This is a genomic window from Rhizobium sp. WCS2018Hpa-16 (assembly GCF_031843705.1).
GTDB classification, from domain to species: Bacteria; Pseudomonadota; Alphaproteobacteria; order Rhizobiales; family Rhizobiaceae; genus Agrobacterium; species Agrobacterium tumefaciens_C.
Genome location: NZ_JAVTIX010000008.1, coordinates 147102 through 166126, shown reverse-complemented (window position 1 = coordinate 166126; position 19025 = coordinate 147102). Strand labels below are relative to the sequence as shown.

General features: G+C 57.2%; 21 protein-coding genes and 1 pseudogene. 6 read left to right on the top strand and 16 right to left on the bottom strand.

Annotated features, from left to right (window positions below; translation table 11 throughout):
- The first annotated feature begins 25 nt into the window (after positions 1 to 25).
- The 3 genes from RQI55_RS20280 (at position 26) to RQI55_RS20270 (ending at position 1120) form a co-directional block, all read left to right on the top strand.
- Positions 26 to 277, top strand: a complete 252-nt coding sequence (locus RQI55_RS20280; protein WP_192067551.1) for an AbrB/MazE/SpoVT family DNA-binding domain-containing protein — start codon at positions 26 to 28, stop codon at positions 275 to 277.
- Positions 274 to 672, top strand: coding sequence for a type II toxin-antitoxin system VapC family toxin (locus RQI55_RS20275; RefSeq protein WP_192067549.1), 399 nt, complete (start codon positions 274 to 276; stop codon positions 670 to 672). Before RQI55_RS20280 ends, RQI55_RS20275 begins: the two co-directional genes overlap by 4 nt.
- 169 nt (positions 673 to 841) lie before the next feature.
- Positions 842 to 1120, top strand: a complete 279-nt coding sequence (locus tag RQI55_RS20270; RefSeq protein ID WP_192067547.1) for an HU family DNA-binding protein — start codon at positions 842 to 844, stop codon at positions 1118 to 1120.
- Positions 1121 to 1555: 435 nt separating this feature from the next.
- Here RQI55_RS20270 and RQI55_RS20265 read toward each other — a convergent pair whose 3' ends face one another.
- The 6 genes from RQI55_RS20265 to RQI55_RS20240 all read right to left on the bottom strand — a co-directional run bounded on the left by RQI55_RS20265 (position 1556) and on the right by RQI55_RS20240 (position 6775).
- Positions 1556 to 2830, bottom strand: coding sequence for a diguanylate cyclase domain-containing protein (locus tag RQI55_RS20265; protein WP_311273386.1), 1275 nt, complete (start codon positions 2828 to 2830; stop codon positions 1556 to 1558).
- Between the two features lie 527 nt (positions 2831 to 3357).
- Entirely contained in the window at positions 3358 to 4158 is an 801-nt protein-coding gene (locus RQI55_RS20260; RefSeq protein WP_311273385.1) for a DUF429 domain-containing protein, read from the bottom strand.
- A gap of 116 nt (positions 4159 to 4274) precedes the next feature.
- Positions 4275 to 4511 (bottom strand): hypothetical protein, encoded by a 237-nt coding sequence (locus tag RQI55_RS20255; protein WP_311273384.1) that lies wholly within the window; start codon positions 4509 to 4511, stop codon positions 4275 to 4277.
- 228 nt (positions 4512 to 4739) lie between these two features.
- Positions 4740 to 5555, bottom strand: a complete 816-nt coding sequence (locus tag RQI55_RS20250; RefSeq protein WP_311273383.1) for an oxidoreductase — start codon at positions 5553 to 5555, stop codon at positions 4740 to 4742.
- 76 nt (positions 5556 to 5631) lie between these two features.
- On the bottom strand, positions 5632 to 6405 hold the full coding sequence (locus tag RQI55_RS20245; RefSeq protein WP_311273382.1) for an SDR family oxidoreductase: 774 nt from the start codon (positions 6403 to 6405) through the stop codon (positions 5632 to 5634).
- A gap of 73 nt (positions 6406 to 6478) precedes the next feature.
- Positions 6479 to 6775, bottom strand: a complete 297-nt coding sequence (locus RQI55_RS20240; protein WP_311273381.1) for a YciI family protein — start codon at positions 6773 to 6775, stop codon at positions 6479 to 6481.
- A gap of 122 nt (positions 6776 to 6897) precedes the next feature.
- Here RQI55_RS20240 and RQI55_RS20235 point away from each other — a divergent pair, with 122 nt between their 5' ends.
- A complete protein-coding gene (locus RQI55_RS20235) occupies positions 6898 to 7335 on the top strand; it encodes a helix-turn-helix domain-containing protein (RefSeq protein ID WP_311273380.1) in 438 nt (145 codons plus the stop codon).
- Between the two features lie 130 nt (positions 7336 to 7465).
- Here the strand turns inward: RQI55_RS20235 and RQI55_RS20230 are convergent, their stop codons facing one another.
- The 3 genes and pseudogenes from RQI55_RS20230 to RQI55_RS20220 form a co-directional block, all read right to left on the bottom strand.
- Positions 7466 to 7858 (bottom strand): hypothetical protein, encoded by a 393-nt coding sequence (locus RQI55_RS20230; RefSeq protein WP_311273379.1) that lies wholly within the window; start codon positions 7856 to 7858, stop codon positions 7466 to 7468.
- Positions 7859 to 8260: 402 nt separating this feature from the next.
- A pseudogene (locus tag RQI55_RS20225) lies at positions 8261 to 8453 on the bottom strand (endonuclease/exonuclease/phosphatase family protein); the annotation flags it as partial.
- On the bottom strand, positions 8450 to 8629 hold the full coding sequence (locus RQI55_RS20220; protein ID WP_311273378.1) for a hypothetical protein: 180 nt from the start codon (positions 8627 to 8629) through the stop codon (positions 8450 to 8452). The gene RQI55_RS20220 and the pseudogene RQI55_RS20225, both read right to left, overlap by 4 nt.
- A gap of 201 nt (positions 8630 to 8830) precedes the next feature.
- Between RQI55_RS20220 and RQI55_RS20215 the strand changes: the two genes are divergently transcribed.
- Entirely contained in the window at positions 8831 to 9730 is a 900-nt protein-coding gene (locus tag RQI55_RS20215; protein ID WP_311273377.1) for a Ku protein, read from the top strand.
- A gap of 11 nt (positions 9731 to 9741) precedes the next feature.
- Complete coding sequence (locus RQI55_RS20210; protein ID WP_311273376.1) at positions 9742 to 10557, top strand: Ku protein; 816 nt, start codon at positions 9742 to 9744, stop codon at positions 10555 to 10557.
- A gap of 55 nt (positions 10558 to 10612) precedes the next feature.
- Here the strand turns inward: RQI55_RS20210 and RQI55_RS20205 are convergent, their stop codons facing one another.
- The 7 genes from RQI55_RS20205 to RQI55_RS20175 form a co-directional block, all read right to left on the bottom strand.
- A complete protein-coding gene (locus tag RQI55_RS20205) occupies positions 10613 to 11209 on the bottom strand; it encodes a dienelactone hydrolase family protein (RefSeq protein ID WP_311273375.1) in 597 nt (198 codons plus the stop codon).
- Positions 11210 to 11368: 159 nt separating this feature from the next.
- Positions 11369 to 11818, bottom strand: coding sequence for a DUF892 family protein (locus RQI55_RS20200; protein WP_311273374.1), 450 nt, complete (start codon positions 11816 to 11818; stop codon positions 11369 to 11371).
- A gap of 143 nt (positions 11819 to 11961) precedes the next feature.
- The gene (locus RQI55_RS20195) at positions 11962 to 12210 is read right to left on the bottom strand and encodes a hypothetical protein (protein ID WP_311273373.1); all 249 of its coding nucleotides are present in this window, start codon (positions 12208 to 12210) and stop codon (positions 11962 to 11964) included.
- A gap of 170 nt (positions 12211 to 12380) precedes the next feature.
- On the bottom strand, positions 12381 to 12788 hold the full coding sequence (locus tag RQI55_RS20190; RefSeq protein ID WP_311273467.1) for a VOC family protein: 408 nt from the start codon (positions 12786 to 12788) through the stop codon (positions 12381 to 12383).
- 136 nt (positions 12789 to 12924) lie between these two features.
- Entirely contained in the window at positions 12925 to 16185 is a 3261-nt protein-coding gene (locus tag RQI55_RS20185) for an error-prone DNA polymerase (RefSeq protein WP_311273372.1), read from the bottom strand.
- The gene (locus RQI55_RS20180; protein WP_311273466.1) at positions 16185 to 17699 is read right to left on the bottom strand and encodes a DNA polymerase Y family protein; all 1515 of its coding nucleotides are present in this window, start codon (positions 17697 to 17699) and stop codon (positions 16185 to 16187) included. Before RQI55_RS20180 ends, RQI55_RS20185 begins: the two co-directional genes overlap by 1 nt.
- Positions 17620 to 18372: an ImuA family protein gene (locus RQI55_RS20175; protein ID WP_311273371.1), complete on the bottom strand. Its 753-nt coding sequence runs from the start codon at positions 18370 to 18372 to the stop codon at positions 17620 to 17622. The genes RQI55_RS20180 and RQI55_RS20175 overlap by 80 nt, the downstream gene beginning before the upstream one ends.
- Positions 18373 to 19025: the final 653 nt, after the last annotated feature.

Genomic DNA, 19025 nt, shown 5'->3' with positions numbered 1-19025 from the left:
GTCTAGTTAGTGGAAGGAAACTCCTATGACGTCATTGGCGGTAACAATGAAAGGGCAGGTCACGCTTAAGCGAGATCTCCTACAACATCTCGGTATCAAGCCGGGTGAACGGATCGACTTCGACAAGCTTCCGGGGGGCGAGCTTCGGGTGAAGGCCGCAAAACCTTTCGGCACGATTGATAGCTTCATTGGCAGGCACGCATCCAAAGTCAAGAAGCCGATGACGATTGAGGAAATGAACGAGATTGCCGCCTCTGGGTGGGCGGGCGAAGAATGAAAATTTCAGTCGATACGAACGTGCTGGCTCGCGCTGTCTTACAGGACGACGCAAAACAAGGACGCGCCGCAAGCAAACTCTTGAAAGATGCTTCGCTGATCGCAGTTTCTTTGCCCTGTCTGTGCGAGTTGGTTTGGATATTGCGTAGGGGGGCGAAACTATCGAAGGAAGACGTAGCGGTGACCATCCGCGATTTGCTGGGTGCAGGAAATGTCGTGATGAACAGACCCGCTGTTGAATCGGGGCTTGCGATCCTCGAAGCGGGCGGAGATTTTGCGGACGGCATCATGGCGTACGAGGGCATTTGGCTCGGCGGCGAAACCTTCGTTTCGTTCGATAAACAGGCGGTTGAATTGGTGATGCAGCAAGGGCAGGTCGCACAACTTCTCTCCTGATTTTCATCGGCGAATTCGATCTTTTTTCGCGTTGGCCTGTTTCGCAGCTTCGTGCTGATGAGGCCATCTGATGAAAACGCAGGTCCTAAGGCCATTGCAAGCCAGCTCAAGGATGACAACCGCGCAAAACTATGAGAGGGATTTTCGAGTTTAACGAGGGAATTGAACAGTGACCACAACGAACGAAATTGCAGACAAGATCGCCGCCGATCACAATCTCACCAAAGCGCAGGCCAAAACGATTGTTGAGGCCGTGATATCCTCGATTAGCGAAGCAGCCGTTGCCGGAAACGAAACAAGCCTGCCCGGCTTCGGCAAGTTTAAAGTTAAAGCAACGCCAGAGCGCGAGGCTCGAAATCCTGCGACTGGCGCGACGATCAAGGTCGCCGCCGCTAGAAAGCTCGCTTTCACCCCTGCTAAGGCGCTTAAGGATGCCATGAACAAATAAGGTTGGGCAACCGCTCTTCGCTATGGAAGCCCGAGCTCCTGCAAGCTCGGGCTTTTGCTTTGAGATTTCAAGACCAACTCTTCGGAGCCTCGCACCCAGGGATTGACCAGACTCGCGAACAATCATGCATTTTTAGCGGCGTGTTCCCACACCTACCCCGGTTGCCGGAATAAACTCCACGCCCGCGTTTTCAAAAGCACCTTTTATGCGAGCAAGTGTGGGTGCACGGAGCTGTTCTCCTTCATTCGTCGGCTGAACCTGCTGCACAGGCTATGCCCTCGCGGTTGCACTGAAAACGCGGGCGGTGGCTAGGCTCGCAAACGCCTATGGATTTCTGCAGCCATCGACGTAGAGGGGAACCGAGGAATTCCCACTTACAAAACGTTTTCGAACTGACGGCAGCTTGAAGAGAACTTTGTCGCATTAGCCTTTAAATTACTGTGGGATCTCAACCGCCCATCTGTCCTTGCCTCTGGCCTTGGCCGAATAGAGAATCGCGTCCGCCTGAGACACAAGTCGGGCTAGATCGACTTTGGCATCCGACCAAATGCCGCCGACGGTAACCCGCACATCTGCCCGAGCCTCTCCTAGATTGATCGTTTGCCGCATCGCGAGCACGGCCCGTTCGGCTACGTCTTCAACCGCCTGTCGGTCCCCCGCGATAACCAGAACGAATTCGTCTCCGCCAAAGCGAGCTGCCAGATCTGTCTGGCGAATGCAGAGGCGGAGCCTCCGAGCTGTTTCCTCAAGCACTGCGTCGCCCGCAGGATGACCGAGGGTGTCGTTGACCTGCTTGAAACCATCAAGGTCGATTGCCAGAACGCCGATACCGGAAGAGGTGGTCATCCGCCCGTATCGGTTCGCCAACCCTCTCCTGTTCAGGAACCCGGTAAGGGCGTCGCTCTCAGCATTTCGTTCCGAAGCCTCGAGCCGACGATGCTCGTCCGTGAAGTCGATGGCGACACCGACGATCCTTCGGGGTTTCCCATTCGGATCCCTGACCAGACGCCGATCGCAGCGCATCCATTTTTCGCCGAAGACCGTGTCGAGGCGATACTCCGCGACCGACTGCTCGACCGCGCCGGACAGAAGGGGCGTCAGATCAGCGGCCAAGGAATCCTCCGGGTTTACTTTTTCGAGGTATCGCTGCAGATCGAGCCTGGCAGCCTCGGGGCCGCCAATGAATGCCGCCAGGCGGTCGGATGTCTCGAACGTTTCAGTGGCTACGTCCATATGCCAGAAGCCTCCCCTTACAGCCTCCATTGCAAGCTGGAGTTGGGCCGCCTTCTCCGCGAGCTGCCGTTCATGCTCCTTGTGAACGGTTATATCCTCTATCTGCGACAGGAACCGGATGACCTTGCCGGAAGAGTCGCGCATTGCCGCTATATGGATGATGACCTCTACGATCCGTCCATCTGGACGCACGTAGCGCTTCTCAATCTTGTAGCCGTCCCTCATTCCAGCGAGGACCTCCCTAAACAGGATCAAGTCCGCTTCCAGATCGTCCGGGTGCGTGAACTCTGCGAATGGGGTTTGGTGCAGAGCCGCGTGAGAAATTCCGACAAGCTTGGAGAAGGCGTCGTTGGCACGAAGAATGCGCCCTTCCACGTCGACAATCGCTACGCCGATCGGTGCGTGGGTAAACGCGAAGTCGAAAAGAGCAAGGCGGACTTCTGCACTTTCCTCGTCCAGATTTTTCTCGGGCTTCATCTCACCTCCCGTAGCTAACCTGCCTCCTATGAAGGACCCTACCAATTAAGCGCAGACAAAGGCCAGGCGTCGGTATCCCCATTAAACGCCGTGCTGAAATTAAGGTTGCCGTAAGGCGGGGCGCTGCTTGCTATATGTCGCGTCGCGCCGACGACTGCTTCGATCCACGTATTGGTGGAGGGAGCGTAGCCGTAGCGGAGGAGAATTCGTTCTGGGCATTCGCGGCAACCCGTACCGCGGATCCATCCGCCCCACGTCGCCGCGGGTTCCGTCGCGGCGGCCTCCTCGGCCTTCCATGTCCGAGCAACGCTGGCACGATGAGGATTATGAAAATGCACGATGGGTTTGGGAGATGGCTGCCGCCTCAGCGACAAAGGCTGATGGAACTGACGCTTGAGGCAATCGACACCGTCTAGCTTGACAACGCGCGTCCGACAAATTGGACAGTCGGCGGCGAAACTCGATCTGTCTCACCTCGAACACTGAGCGGGCTCGCCTTCGTAGTAATGGCCGTAAGCGTCCAAAGATTATAGCGGCTTAGGCACCCAGATGGCCGATTCCGCGTCTCCATGCGCAACCGCCGTCCCATCAAGCACACACGCGCCTACCCAAGCGCACACGACGGCATCCAACTTGTCCTCAAACGCTTTCATCTCATAACCACGTGCTTCTGAAGATGGTGACACCAGCGCTGCTTTCACTCCCCTTATCCGGGCATCCAGCAGTTCAATGATCTGCTGCCAGACATCGAACAATAGCTGTCGACGATCATCGGGAATCTCGTTGGGCCAATACTTACCGATCTTCGAATGCTTGTATGGTAATCGCCGAGCGGCATTCGCCAGTTCGATTAAAGCCGGATGCGGATACACCTCAACAATCGACGGCCCGCTGATTTCTGATACCGCTAGCGGGTATCCGATCTTATCAAAACCTGTGAGGAGCTCATCGCTGACCTTGCCCGGACGCAACACGCTCGGCGTATGTGTTCCAGCACCCCTCGCCCCATAAATAGATGAAATGATGTTGTCGGAAACTCTGCGGCCAATGATCGGCGTCATGGACAGAGGCATGTCGACTGCGACGAGGTCGACTGTGCATCCGGATTTCGATGAAGCCGCGGAAATGAGCGCCGCGGGGTCTGGAACGGATCCTTGATGTCGAAGGATGGGCGGATCACCAGCGGCCGCCAGAAATTCGCTATAGGACCCGGCGACATCGGCAAGCTCCCATCCCTCACCCCCGTTTACTACCAGTGCAACTCCGGTAGGATGCGTCAGGGTCCACGCCGCATCAAGGCCAAGAACTGCCCTTTGCTTTTTCACCATTGTGCGCGTGGCTCCAATCGAGCTCGTGGTGACTACTGATTTTGTCAGCAAGGTTTACGGCCCCCGTTCAGGCGAGACGCTTTCCCAGTTGCGGAAGACGCAGCGGTCGTTCAAGTTTAACCGGTGTCCGTCATTGAGGCAATTTTTTGAGGATCAGCAGCCTGTTTCCCGTTGATCGCGATCATCTTTTCATGTTCCGAGGCAATCAACACCTCCATAATCTCGCCTTGCGCGAAGCCTGCATCGCCCATTGGTGAGCCAATATCCAACAAGTTGAACGTCATTTCTGGCTTCGCTTTTAACGCACGCAGTCTGCTCAGCACGGCTGCTTCGGTGTCATTGAACCGGCTCATCGCAGCCTCCTAGACGTTTCAGGGTACCATCTTCCGCGCAGCGAATCTAATTCGACACTCGACCATTGAAGATAAGCTTGTGGCAGTCAAAGCGGAGGCGCTCAACCCGTCGCCAGGGAGCGCCCTCGCCATCCCGTACGACAAAGAGCAAACGCGTAATTTATATCTGTGATTATTGCGTAACGAAAGCGTCCCCGTTTCCCAGAGACGCTTCTCAAAACAACGCTGTCAGGCAGGCAGTTTTATCTGCTTGCGCAGACTTTTGTCAAACGCACTTGCTGGCACGAAACGGCGCAGAAAATGCAGTTGGCGAGCGGCTTTCGTGGCGGGGTACCGCAGCTTCGGCGACTTGGCTGTCGCCGCTCTCACGACAGCTTCCGCAACAAGCTCCGGCGCATCGCCTGCCTTGATGGCGCTGTTCCATAAGGCTTCAATCGTTTTGCGACCCTGATCGTAAACACTTGTCATGCGGTCGGGCCGTGTCGCGTTATGGTCCAGGGCTGTGTTTGTAAACGCAGGCTCCACCAGAAGCACCCGGATACCAAGTGATCTGACTTCATGGTCGAGAGATTCAGAATAACCTTCGACGGCGTGTTTGGTGGCTGCGTAAAGCGCGCTGAACGGACTTGGGATAAAGCCAACAACCGAGCTGATATTGATGATGCGCCCGCTGCGCTGCTGGCGCATGATGGGCAGCACCTCGTTAGTGACCCGGATGATACCAAAAACGTTGAGGTCGAAAAGCGCCTGCGCCTGCTCAACCGACGACTCCTCGGCTCCGCCGATCAAGGCACCACCTGCGTTGTTCACAAAAACATCGATGCGACCCGCCTGATTGACGACTTCCGCGACCATGCTGGCAACCGCCGCGCTGTCGGTCACGTCACATTCGAGCATGGTGATGCCCGCTGGTGACCCCGCCCTTGCTTTCCGGCTGGTGCCAAAGACCCGATACCCCGCCGACTGGAGCGCTTTGGCCGTAGCAAGGCCGATGCCTGATGCCGCACCAGTAACGACTGCTACGCTGCGATTATTTGTATTCATTTCGATAACTTCCATTTTGCTGATGAGGCAGTTGAGTGGGTAAGTGCCGCTGGACCGGGCACACGTGATGACAAACTTATTTGCGGTATCGAGCGGCTGGCTCGGAATTGCTGAAGCCTGCGGCCAGAACACCTCGTGCCTGCTCGAAAGCTTCCCAGACAGCGACGTCCGGCAGTGGCGGGATCGTTACGAGTTCCTTGCGGTCGAAACCGATCAGCGCGGCATCGACGAGGTCTTCAACTTCCATGACATTTGGAACGCGGCTGATGTCGCCCCCGGCCCGCGCGAAGATTTCCGTGCGGGTTGCGGCGGGCAGGACTGCTTGCACGTAGATTCCCTTGGAAGATACCTCGGCGGCAAGGCTCTGCGACATGGTCAAAACATAAGACTTCGTCGCCGCGTAGATTCCATGGGAGTGCTCCGGTAGAAGTGCCAGTACAGATGCAATGTTCACGATCGATCCACTGCCACGCTCCACCATTCCTGCGACAGCGGCGGATGTGAGCAAGGTCGGAGCCAAAACATTCAGCCGTAGCAGCTTGTCCATCGCGGCGGGATCGGCTGACGTAAAGCCACCGAGCATCCCTGCCCCGGCATTGTTGACAAGGATGTCGATATGCGGAGCAGCCCTGAGGCGCGTTACGACATTATCGAGTTGGTTTTCGTCTGTCAGGTCCGCGGTGATGGTTTCGACAGCGACACCATGAGCTTGGTGAAGCTCAGCGGCGAGCGCCTCCAGTCGATCGGTGGCGCGGGCAACCAGAATGAGATCGTGGCCACGCGCAGCAAGGCGACGTGCATAGACCGTGCCGATGCCGCTAGAAGCGCCAGTGATGAGTGCGATGGCCATGAGGGTTCCTTCAGGCGGTCCCTGGACCGCCAGTTGTTGATAGATGCAAGATGAAGTGGCGAGATTTACAGCATCAGCCGCGGAATTTCAGATGAAGCATTGGATGGTGCTCATAGTGGCCAGCACCGTTCTGCACGATCGGGTCTTTAGAGGTCAGCGCTTCGCTCTCTTCGTCATCGGCGATCTCATAAAGCGAAACACCGTAGCCACCCGCAGGATCCATTACAGGTCCATGGGCCACGATCTTTCCCTCGCCGAGAAGCTTGTCGAGATATGCGCCGTGTTGGCCCATCCAGTTTTTCTCGTCTGCACTCATTGTGGCCAGGAAATCGGCGCGCGGGGGTGTGTATTTGCAGAGGTAGTGTTTCATGATCGGGTCCTGATTGAATGGAAATCGGTTGCTTCCAAATTCCCTGAAATTTGCGCTGGAATGTCTATGACCGATGAGTTACTATTAATTTGATATTATGTCACTATTAAAATGGGACTGACGTGAAAAATCTTGCAGACCAACCCTGCCTTATCGCTCGAAGCCTCGCCTTGGTCGGCGACGCGTGGAGCATGTTGATCCTCCGCGATGCCCATGCAGGATCGACACGCTTTGAGGAATTTCGCAAAAATCTGGGCATCGCGCCAACGATGCTGACGACAAGGCTGACCGCCCTGGCCGAAGAAGGAATTCTTGAGAAGCGCCGATACTCGGAACGTCCGCCAAGGGACGAATATCAGCTCACGGCTTCGGGCCGTGACTTTTTGCCAGTCCTCTTTGCTCTTGGAACATGGGCTGAAAAACATCGTGGAGGGGGCGAGTATACGAGATTCTACGATGAAGAAACGGGGGAGGAGATCGACCCAGTGACCATAGACCAAAGGACGGGTGCACCCATTGGATCGCGCCCTATCAAGATCGTCAAGTCGACCTCAAACTAGAAAGTTTGTCTTGTTTTGCCATCTAGGGTCTGCAGAAGGGCGGGCGCTTCCTCGCGGCGATGAGCCGCAATCTCTGTATCGTCGGCCCAGATTTCGCAGTTTGGGTTGAGCGGCGCGCGGCGGACACCTCCTAGCGATCCTTGTTCTGTTTCCACTTCACCAGATATCCGAAACCAGGTCCGATCAGCATTCCACCGATCACCCAGTGGATCAGGGTTAGTGGCTTCTCATCAGGATCATGCCCAGTCAAGAAGAGGAAGAGAAAGAACGATGCTATGCCCGCGGCCAAGAGGACGATCGGAAACATCAGACTTCGTCGAAAGCTATGCATGAGGTCTTCTCCAAAAGTATCTGTGTCAAAATCTAGCCGACTCGAAGAAGTTTGCCAGAATAGTCCTAACCCAACCCGCCGCCTAGGCTCATCGACGAGGTCTTCCATATAGCTGAGACCGGGGCTGACGACCTGATGATCGTGTGCGACTTGCTCGCCCATTTTAGCCAGAACACGGTCTGTGGAACTCATCTTTCAAGCCGCAGGTACGGATACGGCAAAGGTGACAGAATCATTCTGAAGACCACTACGAATACCTGTCGAAGTGCCAGGTTACTCATTAGAACTATTAATCGTTTGCCTGTTCGGTGCTTTGAAGGGACGATAGACATGGCAGACGAGCGGGACGACACTTCAACTGAATACGAGACAACGCACAACAACTCTCCACGGAGCGGTCGCGGACGCTCGAAGTTGGCGATCTTGGCGCTCGGCGTCTTTCTGGTATCCATCGTAGGGTGGTCGCTCGTGAATTCGGATGAAGGGAGTGGATCGGCTCCGGTCTTCCCGATCGGCAATGAAAATGCCAAACCCTGCCCGTCGGCAAACCATGATTCGGTAACCGAGCGACATGTGTGTCGGCTTACTTCGATCGACATCATTCCAAGACTTCTGGCCGTGCCACACAGCGCCGTATTCGGCGATCTCGATCTCCTTCACCGGAAATCTGGAATCAGGCGCTTTAAGTTCCTGAATCACGACAATGTCCGGTCATGCCTCGCTCAGCCAGCGAGCAACTCTCCAACCCACCGTTCACGCCGTTGACGTTGTATGTGGCGACCTTCACTTGTGTTTGTGGTCGCCTTTGTCACCCTCGCCCGGCTTCGCATCGTGCTTCGCCTCGTGACGCTTGTCGGCGGACAGGGATCTACCGACATCGACAGATTCCTTGAACTGGCCTTTCTCGTCACGGCGGACGTATCGCTTGTCGGTTCCGGTATCGATCAGCTCTCGCTTGCTCATGGGACTCTCCTGCGGTTGCGATACGACGATAACTCGCAATCTGACAAAAAGATGCATCGATTCCAGCAGCTTGGTTCGACTCTTCAGGTTGTGGGGGAACCTGAATCAAGTCATTGAAAAAGAGTCGCTTTTTGCCCCGGAACGAATCACAGGTGATTCGGTTGAATCGCCAAAGTTGCGTCAGTTGCGTGGGAGAGTTCGATGGCAGGCCAGCATGCACAGTGGAAGGGCTTTATCAAATTCGGGGAAGTGGCGGCAGGAGTGGCACTCTATACAGCCGCATCGACATCCGATCGCATTACCTTCAACACGATCAACAAGGCGACGGGAAACCGGGTGAATCGCGTCTTCATCGACAGCGAGACTGAAGAGCTTGTCGAGAAGGAACACCAGACCAAAGGCTTCGAGATCGACAACGGCCATTACATCATCATTGACCCGGACGAGGTGGCAGCGGCAATCCCTGAAAGCAACAAGACTCTTGAGATTGAAGCGTTCATCCCATGCTCGGAAGTGGACGACGTTTACTTCGACAAGCCTTACTACCTAACCCCGGACAAGATGGGTGCTGACGCGTTCGTCGCTTTGCGGGACGGCATGCGTAAATCGAAGGTCGCGGCCATTGCCAGAACCGTTCTGTTCCGTCGGATGCGAACTGTGCTGATCCGCCCTCACGGCAACGGCCTAATCGCGACCACCCTGAACTACGATTATGAGGTCCGCTCCTCGAAGAAGGCCTTCGAGGAAATGCCCAAGATCAAGGTCGACGCCGAGATGCTGGAATTGGCGAAGCATATCATCAGCACCAAGAAGGGCGACTTCGATCCCGCCACTTTCGATGATCGATACGAGGCCGCGCTCGAGGAGATGGTGAAGGCCAAGATCGAAGGTAAGGCGATGCCGAAGCGCAAGAAGGTCGAGGCTTCCAAGCCGAACGATCTTCTCGCCGCGCTTCGCGAGAGCGCTGGCATGATGAAAGCCACTGACAAGCCGAAACGCACGGCGGCCAACGCGAATGCCGGAGCAAGCAGGCAGCGCGCAACGCGTGGTGCGGCGAAGTCCACCTCTTCCAAGACCGCGCAACAGCGCAAGGCCGGGTAAGGAAACCGATCATGGCACTTCGACCATACTGGAAAGGTTATCTGAAACTATCGCTGGTCACCTGTCCGGTGCACATGATGCCCGCAACGTCAGAATCGGAAAAGGTCCGTTTCCACACGCTCAATAAGGAGACGGGCAATCGCGTCGTGTCGCAGTACATCGACTCCGTGACGGGAAAAGCTGTCAAGGACGAGAACGAGGCGAAGGGGTATGCGCGTGGTGAGAACGACTACGTCATACTCACGGACGATGACCTCGACAACGTTGCGCTCGACACGGTCAAGACAATCGACATCCAAACATTCGCTCCGGCTGAATCCATAGAATGGGTGTACCTGGAGAAGCCCCATTATCTTATGCCGGACGACGCGGTCGGTCACGAGGCCTTCGCCGTCATCCGGGACGCGATGAAAGCCGACAAGGTCGTAGGCATCTCAAAGCTCGTTATCGGGCGTCGTGAGAAAGCGGTTGTCCTTGAGCCGCGAGACAATGGCATCGTCCTGTGGTCGCTTCGCTTCGGCGACGAGGTTCGGCCAGAAGAGGCATATTTTGAAGATATCAAAGACGACGCAGACCCTGATCTGATCCCGCTGGTCCAGAAGCTGATCAAGCAGAAGACGGCAAGGTGGTCGCCGGACATGGTAAGCGACCCCATCCAAGAAAGCTTGCTCAAACTGATCGCCGAAAAGAAGAAGGCACTCAAGCCCAAGAAAGCGGCGAAGGGCAAGAAATCGGAAGCCGCCGAGCCAAAGTCCAACGTGATCAATATCATGGACGCATTGCGCAAATCGGTTGCAGACGAGCTCAAGAGCCGGAAATCAGGCTGACGTGACCGCCGTGTTCGCGTTCATCCGACACTAGAGGTGCCAGCGACTGGCGTTATCAAGACAAGGCATTCTGAAGAAACCGTGCCGCAGTGTCCGCACCGCTCATTGAGATCGTGTGACCCACTCCAGGCTCGATTTCCAACTCGACCGAGAACCCAGCGGCTCGCAATTGTCCGGCCGCCATCGTGGAAGCGACAGACGGTATAGTGCGGTCATTAGCTCCGTGTATGAGGAGCACAGGGGTCCGGTTGCTTTCTGGCAAGATGGATGTGGGAGGCAGAAGGCCCGAGAAAGCGACCACAGCGCCTAAGCTCCAACGGCCAGACGCGATGCCATCCAGAGCCATGATTGCGCCTTGTGACACGCCCACGAATGCAACGTCACGAAGTCGGTCTTCGAAGCCCTTCTGTGTGATCACGTCGCGGATCTTGCGGTCGAAGCCCTCTCGCGCATCGCGTATTCGACCAGGATCTAGCTGCATGCCATCAACTTTGAACCACTGATGGCCGCCGTACCCATTACGATATGGCGCATCTGGAGTCGCGAATACCGCTGTGGGCAGCCGACCGTTCCACGACGATGCCAGAGGCGCGAGCTGCTGGCCGGCCGCGCCGATGCCGTGGAGGAAGATGATGAGGTGCGATGCTGACATTTGATCTCGGTGTTGGGAAACAAACGGAGGGCGCTCAACCCATCATGGGGAGCGCCCTCGTCACCCGCGACAGCAAACGCACAACCGTCATGGTTGCTGCAGGCCGCCGATGTGTGGGTGGTGATCCTTAGATGAGCACCGCCCCCGCGCTTTTCAAGGTCACATCGACTCTGCGGTTGTTTCCATCCACGCGCGATGTTTCAGCTCATCCTGATGAGCGGTGAGGAAGAATGCCTTCGTGCTCGGAATGGCATCCTCGTGTTTTGCCGCGCGCTCGTAAGCGGATACCGTGTCATCCTCGTTCGTCTTCATGGCTTTGAGAATAGCGGAATCGCCGAATAGATCGGCAAGCGCGATCTTGCCCGTCGTCAGCATCTGCTTCATGTCGCCTTCCGCAGGAGGCTCGACACCAAGCTCCAAAGCGATCTCGTTGAGAACAGCCACGTGCTGGAGATGGTCCTGCTTGAATTCATCGATCTTCGCAGCCAGCGCCTTGTCGTCAAGGCGTTCGATGCAGGAGTCATATGCTGCGATAGCGTCATGTTCGAGATAAAGCAGATCCTTGACCAGCTTTTCGATGCTTCCTTCGTTCCCAACCATGGTGACCATAAATTCTTCTCCTCGTTGATGTGGAAGCTTAGTAACCAACCGCTTCCGCTAATGTTCCCCATTCGGAGCCGCTCTGTTGGCGGAGTGGCCCGTGACGCGGACGCATCGGAGCGAACACGCCCGCATCGCGACGAATCCCCAAATCACCAAAGCATGCGGCGCGTTGCATCGCGTGTGGCGACATGGACGAGTACTGCGGTTGATAGGAGGATGCTGGATACCAACACCGCAATCGACAGCAATCCCCCGTTTGATATCTCAGCCTTTGCAGTGAGGCCTGAATCCTTAGGGAGCGACAGCGATACCTCTGCCCGCTGGCGGTCACTGAGAAAGGGTGGGCTCGCACTGTTGTAATCTTCATGATTGGAAAGTGCCATTTCCTTATTTCTCATCCGTTGCTCTCCTGGTTTGCCTAGCCTTGGTCGGCGAGTTGCAACTCAGAAACTCAGCGGCTATGCCGATGTTCCGCAGTCTCAGCCAACATTACGGTGACGTTGTCTGCGGCTGCTCTAGCGCCCTCTTTCGGCTCGCCGCCCGCCGCGCCGGTCTGAGTTCCTCGATCTCAGGCCATCGATCCTTGAGTTCTTGAAATGATCGAAATGGAACGTGCCACACCTGCGGTCAGCTTGTTTCCGTCCGGATCGCGGAGATAAGCTACAAATGACCCATTCGCGCGTTCTGACGGCGGGGTCTCGATCGACTTCCCTCCGTGGCTTGTCCCCGCGTCGTGCCATGCTTTCACATGGGCAGGGCTCGGAGCGACAAGACCGATCGTTCCACCGTTGGCGACCATCGCGGGTTTTCCATCAATCGGCGTGGTCACCATTAGTCTGCTTCCGCCATGTACGTAGACAATCCTCCCTCTGGCGTCGATTTCACCGGGTCCGCCGCCAAGGGCATGGAAAGTAGCGTCGTAGAAAGCTTTCGATCTCTCCAGATCATTGCTGCCGATCATCACGTGCGTAAACATCGTACGAATCCTATGCTGTTTGGGATATGCGAAGCCCGATTTAACAGCAAACCAGCAGCGCGCCTCCTCGGAGACGGGAAGAAGCCCGAGCCCTTGAAGCAGCACGAAACTCACCCTGATAACGTAACCCAGCAATCTACTGGAAATTCCTGCTTTTGATCTTGAGACTGTCGATGTGAAGATCAGGAATGAAGATGTCGCGCACCTTGTTGGGCTTCGGACGATCCCTCGCATCTCCTCCTCCGGGAGACCCATGTGCGAACTCGTCTCCTCTGCCGCTGGGGTTCCGGAATTCGGCGTCGCGGTCCGACAAAGATGAGAGATCGCTAGATAGGTCATAGAGCTGCCGTGCGATCAGGTGAACGACATCGCCTTCCCTCTGAATCTTGCCCTGGATCGCCATCATGGATGCTCCCAGCACGACCCGACGACGTTTTTCGAACAGCGACGGCCAGACCACGATGTTCGCAGGCCCGGTCTCGTCCTCGATCGTGATGAACATGACCCCTTTTGCCGACCCCGGTTTCTGCCGAACCAGCACCAACCCGGCAACGCACAGCCAGCTCTTGTCGCGGGCATTCATCGCATCCGCGCAAGTGACGATGCGGCGTGCGGCCAGATCTCGGCGCAGGAATGACAACGGGTGCGCTCGAAGCGTCAGGCCAACGTGCTGGTAGTCCTCCACGACGTTGTGGCCCTCGGTCATCTGCCTGAGTTCGACCTCCGGCTCCTGCTGCTCGGCGACCGTCTTCATCTCGCGCTCGGCGGCCGCTACGAACAGCGGCAGCGGTTCATCTCGCAGTGCTTTGATGGCCCACAATGCATCACGACGCTCGATATTGAACGCAGGTCGAAAAGCATCTGCCTCGGCGAGCTGGACGAGCGCTTCAGACGGGACTTCCGATCGTCGCCAGACATCATCGACGCTTTCGAACGGCCGCTCGATCCTTGCGGCGACAATTCTCGCGGCATCTCGCACGGCCAGCCCAGCGACCTGTCGCATGCCAAGCCGAACGGCATGACGGTCCGTGCCGGGGATGTCTTCCAGCGTGCAGTCCCAGCGTGAATGTTGAACTGAGATCGGCCGGACTTCGACGCCGTGCTTCTGCGCATCGCCGATGATCTGCGCGGGCGCATAGAAGCCCATGGGCAGGGAATTCATCAGTGCCGCGGCGAAGGCGTCCGGATAATGGCATTTGATGAAGCAGGAGGCGTAAGCGATGAGCGCGAACGACGCAGCGTGGCTTTCCGGAAAGCCATACGACCCGAAGCCCTCGAGCTGGGAGAAGGTCTTCTCGGCAAATTCCGGGGTGTACCCGTTCCGCACCATTCCGCTGACCAGCTTGTCCTTGAACCGACTTACCCCTCCTGTGAACTTGAACGTCGCCATGCTCTTGCGAAGCTGGTCCGCCTCCCCGCCCGTGAACCCGGCGCAGACCATCGCAACCCGCATGGCAGATTCCTGAAACAGCGGCACGCCCAGCGTCTTGCCAAGCACCGCCTCCAGCTCGGGTGTCGGATATTCGACGGGTTCCTTGCCCTCCCGGCGACGCAGGTAGGGGTGAACCATATCGCCCTGTATGGGGCCTGGTCGAACGATGGCAACCTGAACGACGAGATCGTAAAACGTTCTGGGCTTGAGCCTCGGCAGCATCGCCATCTGCGCCCGGCTTTCGACCTGAAAGGTGCCGAGAGTATCGGCTTTGCGGATCATCGCGTATGTCGGGCCATCTTCCTGCCGAACCTTGGCGAGATCGAGGTCCTCGTGCTTGTGCTCACGGATAAGATTGAAGGCCTTCTGCATGCAGGTCAGCATGCCGAGGGCCAGAACGTCAACCTTCATCATCTTGAGCGCTTCGACATCGTCCTTGTCCCATTCGATCACCTGCCGATCTTCCATTGCCGCCGGCTCTATGGGTACGAGATCGTCCAGGCGTGAACGCGTCAGGACGAAACCGCCAACATGCTGGCCCAAATGTCTCGGCGCACCCATCAGCTCCCGCGCGAGCCGCAGCGTCATCACGAGACGGTAGTCGTCGGGATTGAGGTTCAGCTCGCGAACGTTGCGCTCCGTCACCTCTTCCGACCACGACCACAGGCCGGACGACAGAGCTTTGGTCACGTCCTCCGGTAGCCCCATCGCCTTGCCGACATCTTTGATTGCGCCCTTGGCTCGATAACGTGTGACGGTGCAGACGAGAGCAGCTCGGTCGCGGCCATAAGTCTTGTAGATCCACTGGATGACTTCTTCACGGCGTTGGTGTTCGAAGTCGACATCGATGTCCGGCGGCTCGTTACGCTCCTTGCTGACGAAGCGTTCGAACAGCAGATCGTTGGTTTCCGGGTCGATAGAGGTGATGCCGAGGATGTAGCAGATCGCCGAATTTGCGGCAGAACCTCGGCCCTGGCAGAGTATGCCCTGCTCGCGCGCGAAACGAACGATGCTGTAGACGGTCAGGAAGTACGGCGCGTAATCCATCTCCTTGATCAGATCGAGTTCGTGCTTGACCGTCCGCAGCACGCTTTGTGGCAGACCCTCCGGATATCGGTCGGGAATGCACTCGCGGACACAGTGCTCCAGCGATTGCTGCGCATCCATTCCGTCGATCAGCGCTTCCTCGGGATACTCGTAGGTCAGCTCCTCGAGCGAGAACCTGCATTGCTCGACGATCTCCATCGTGCGTTCGAGAGCCTGCGTGTATCGTGGGAACAAGCGCTCCAACTCTTCCGGGGGCTTGAGATAGCGGTCGGCATGCCGTTCCCTGTCGAAGCCCACGTCGTTGATGGTCGTATTCGTGCGAATGCAGGTAACGATGTCCTGAAGCTGTCTTCTGGACGGCTCATGGAAGAGAACATCGTTTGTGACGACAGTCTTCACCTTGAACTTCGCCGCGAGGTTCGAAAGCTCATGCAGCCGCATCTGGTCGTTGGGTCGCCGTCTGAGGCTGAGCGAAAGATAGGCGCGCCTGCCGAATATCTCCGTCATCTTGCGGAGCTGCACAGCACAGACATCGTCTGCGAGATCAGGCACGAGAATCCCAATAAGGCCCTCGGCATAGAGGGCGAGATCATCGATATGAAGGATACAGTTGTTCTTGCCGCCCCTGCCCTTGCCGACGGTAATCAGGCGGGTCAGCCGGGAATACGCCGCCTTGTCAGTTGGGTAGACGAGCACCGACATGCCGTCCTGCAGATCGAGGCGACAGCCGACGACCAGACGAAGCCCGGTTTCGCGGGAAGCTTCCAACGCGCGCACGATCCCCGCCAGACTGTTGCGGTCGACGACGCCCACGGCTTCGATCCCTAGTTCTTTGGCGGTCGCAAACAGCTCCTGCGCCGACGATGCGCCCCGCAGAAAGCTGAAGTGAGTGGTGACCTGCAGCTCCGCATATTTCATCAGGCAAAGATTCCGTGCATGAACCAGCGATGGGAACCCGTTTCCGGATCGATCCCGTCCCCGGAGCGAAAAATCCAGAACCGCTCGCCGTCGTCGTTTTCGACAACAAAGTAATCTCTGACCGCTTCCAGCTCTGTTGGGCGCTTCCACCATTCCCCGAATATGCGCTCGGGGCCATCGGCACGCTTCACACGGTGGCGTTTGCCGCGCCAGGTTATGCTGGCGGGTGGATAGTCGGGCATGAGCGCGATCGCCTGAATCTGTTCTGGTCGTGCGAACAATCTGGTCGGTCTGCGCCAATGTCCGACCCAGCTTTCAGCTATCTGATCGGCGACGGCGGAGATCTGCTGCACGCTCCGCTCGGGCACATCCGATGCAACGGGTGCGACGCGGTAGACGCGCTGGCCGCCGCGGTTGATGAAGATATCGATCAACGGCGTGAGGTCGGTTATTTCTTCTTCAACGAGAGACGAAGCCTTCTGCTCCTCGAGCAGCGGTTCCGCCGACACGGCAACAAGGACGAGTTTCTCGATTCCAAAACCAGGATCGATCTGCTCTGTGCGATCCTTGAACAGCTTGGTGAGCCACGCGACATCCCTCGCTGGCTTTGCAGTTCCTGCCCGAATCGCTTGAAGGGTGTTGTCGACCCGATGCACGATGAGGTCCGTCCGGCGCGCGCCAAGCCCGCGTTTCTCGAGTTCGACGACGAGCTGGACGACGAGCCGACCGACGTATTTATTGATCGTATCGGCCGCACCTATCGGTTCCTGAAACGATCTGGAGACCTCAACCAGATCGGCGGTTCGGATCGGATCGATCGGTTCTCCCGCGCGACCGAACATCTGGTCGAGACGGCGGCCGACCTCTGGTCCGAAACGAAGGGTCAGCGGTGCTCTTGGGGTATTGGAAAGTTCGGCTATGGAATGAAAGCCAAGGATACGGAGGTCTTGGACCACTTTCTCCGGCAGCCGCAGCAATGAGATCGGTAGCTTTTCGACGGCGCGCACGATCTCGCCGCGGGGAACGATCACGGTATCCCGGTTGATGGCACGGACGCATGCATGCGCCGCGCCCCATGTATCCGCGATCGCTACCTTCGCAGTCAGCTTCCTCGAATAAAAGGTATTCACGATACCGCTGATCATCTTTGCTTCTCCGCCCTGCAGGTGATCGGCACCCTCGGTGTCCAGCACAAGACCGTCCTTACCGTCGACGGCGACTATTGGGGAATAGTGCCCAAGCGCCCATAGCGCGATGCGTTCCAGCGCGGCGGCATCGGCGGCGGGATCTGCATCTATTAGCATCAGCCCTCGGAAGATCGCCTGAGCCTTCGCCGCGGCCATCCCGACGCGAACACCGATCTTTTGCGCCGCGACATCTGCCGACGACACCCAACGCTTCGATCCACTGTGCGCGATGACCGCGATCGGCTGATCATCCGGTATGGTGGGATCGTTTCGTCTGATCCTGTCCGTAGCCAGATCCGGCAGAAATATGGATACGACCCTTGCCATCACATGCTCCCACGCAGAACTCTTTGCACTCGCCCGCTCGGGACCTCATCAACTCAAGAAACCATCTAGGTCGCCCTACTCCCGGTACCGGAAGTTCTTCGGACGGCAGCACGCTCACCCGCCACCTCGTCGTTGATGCTGTCGGCTGCCCGAAGTCGTTGGCCTCGGTCTGCCTTCGCCAGCGGCGCACCGCCAAGGCAATTGTCCCCGTTCGCTCCGCGACGAGCTGGAGCCGACGGCTCACGACCATTGGCAACCGCACCATCTCGCCGACGACCGCGCCACAGCCGCCGTAGGAAAGCGCCTCTTCCATGTTGGCAGCGACATCTTCTTCCTTGTCGCTCTCCACGAAGATGACCCTATCCGGATGCAGCCCAGCTTGAGCGAGCGCCGGGAAGAACAGATCGGGCCGCGTCAGGCACCAGACTATCGGCCCCTTCGTACGAGCGGCGATCCCGGCTGCGAATAATGCAGCCGCTGCGCCATCGACGGTTCCAGAGCCGCCACCCGCGAATTCATGGAGTGCTCCATGAGCCAAGCCCCCGCCCGGAAGGATCGCGTCGATCTCCTCGACACCGAATGCAAGACAGCCCGTCTTCTTTGCGCCCTCCCCCTGAATAGACGAGATGCGTTCGCGCAGATCAGCGAGCACTTGTTCGCGAAGAGCCGACATCGGTCACGAATCCTTTCGAAATCGCAGTGAAAAGGTGCAACATCATGTCGCCAGAACTTGATTGTTCATCTTCTGTTCTTTATCGTCGGCGGCGTCAAGACACCTGAAAATCAGGAATCTACTCCTAGGATTAGCAAAGCCGAAGATTCATAGAGTTGAATCATGATGGTAGCGGAGATTCCGGCGCAGGCCTTCTGGCGTAAATATTTTTGGTACGCCAGCGCGGACATCGATGTGATGCCGGTCTGCCAGACCGGGTGACGCAGGGCAAATGGAAACGGGATGCCGAGAAGACGACCAAAGCCCGATAACGAAGGAGGACCGATGCTGAAGGATTGCCGTCTACCAGTGATCGAGATCGCATGTGCACCGTGTGGTCGTCGGGACCTACTAGAGCGAAAGGACTGGTCGAACAGTTCGGTTCCGGGGTCAGCTTCTCACGATTGAGACGACGGCTGGCGATGGGGTGCGAGCGCCTTTGCCACCCAAATGGCGATCACTGCGGAACGCGGTTCCCCTGCCTGGAAGATGTCGGTGATCGCAATAGCGGCTGAGATGACGCGAATTGAAGGCCAAAGCGAGAAAGCGGTGGACAGGTTGGGCGCTCGTCTGGCGTTTCGTTGCCTGCAGCGAGAAATCGGAAAAACCGCTAC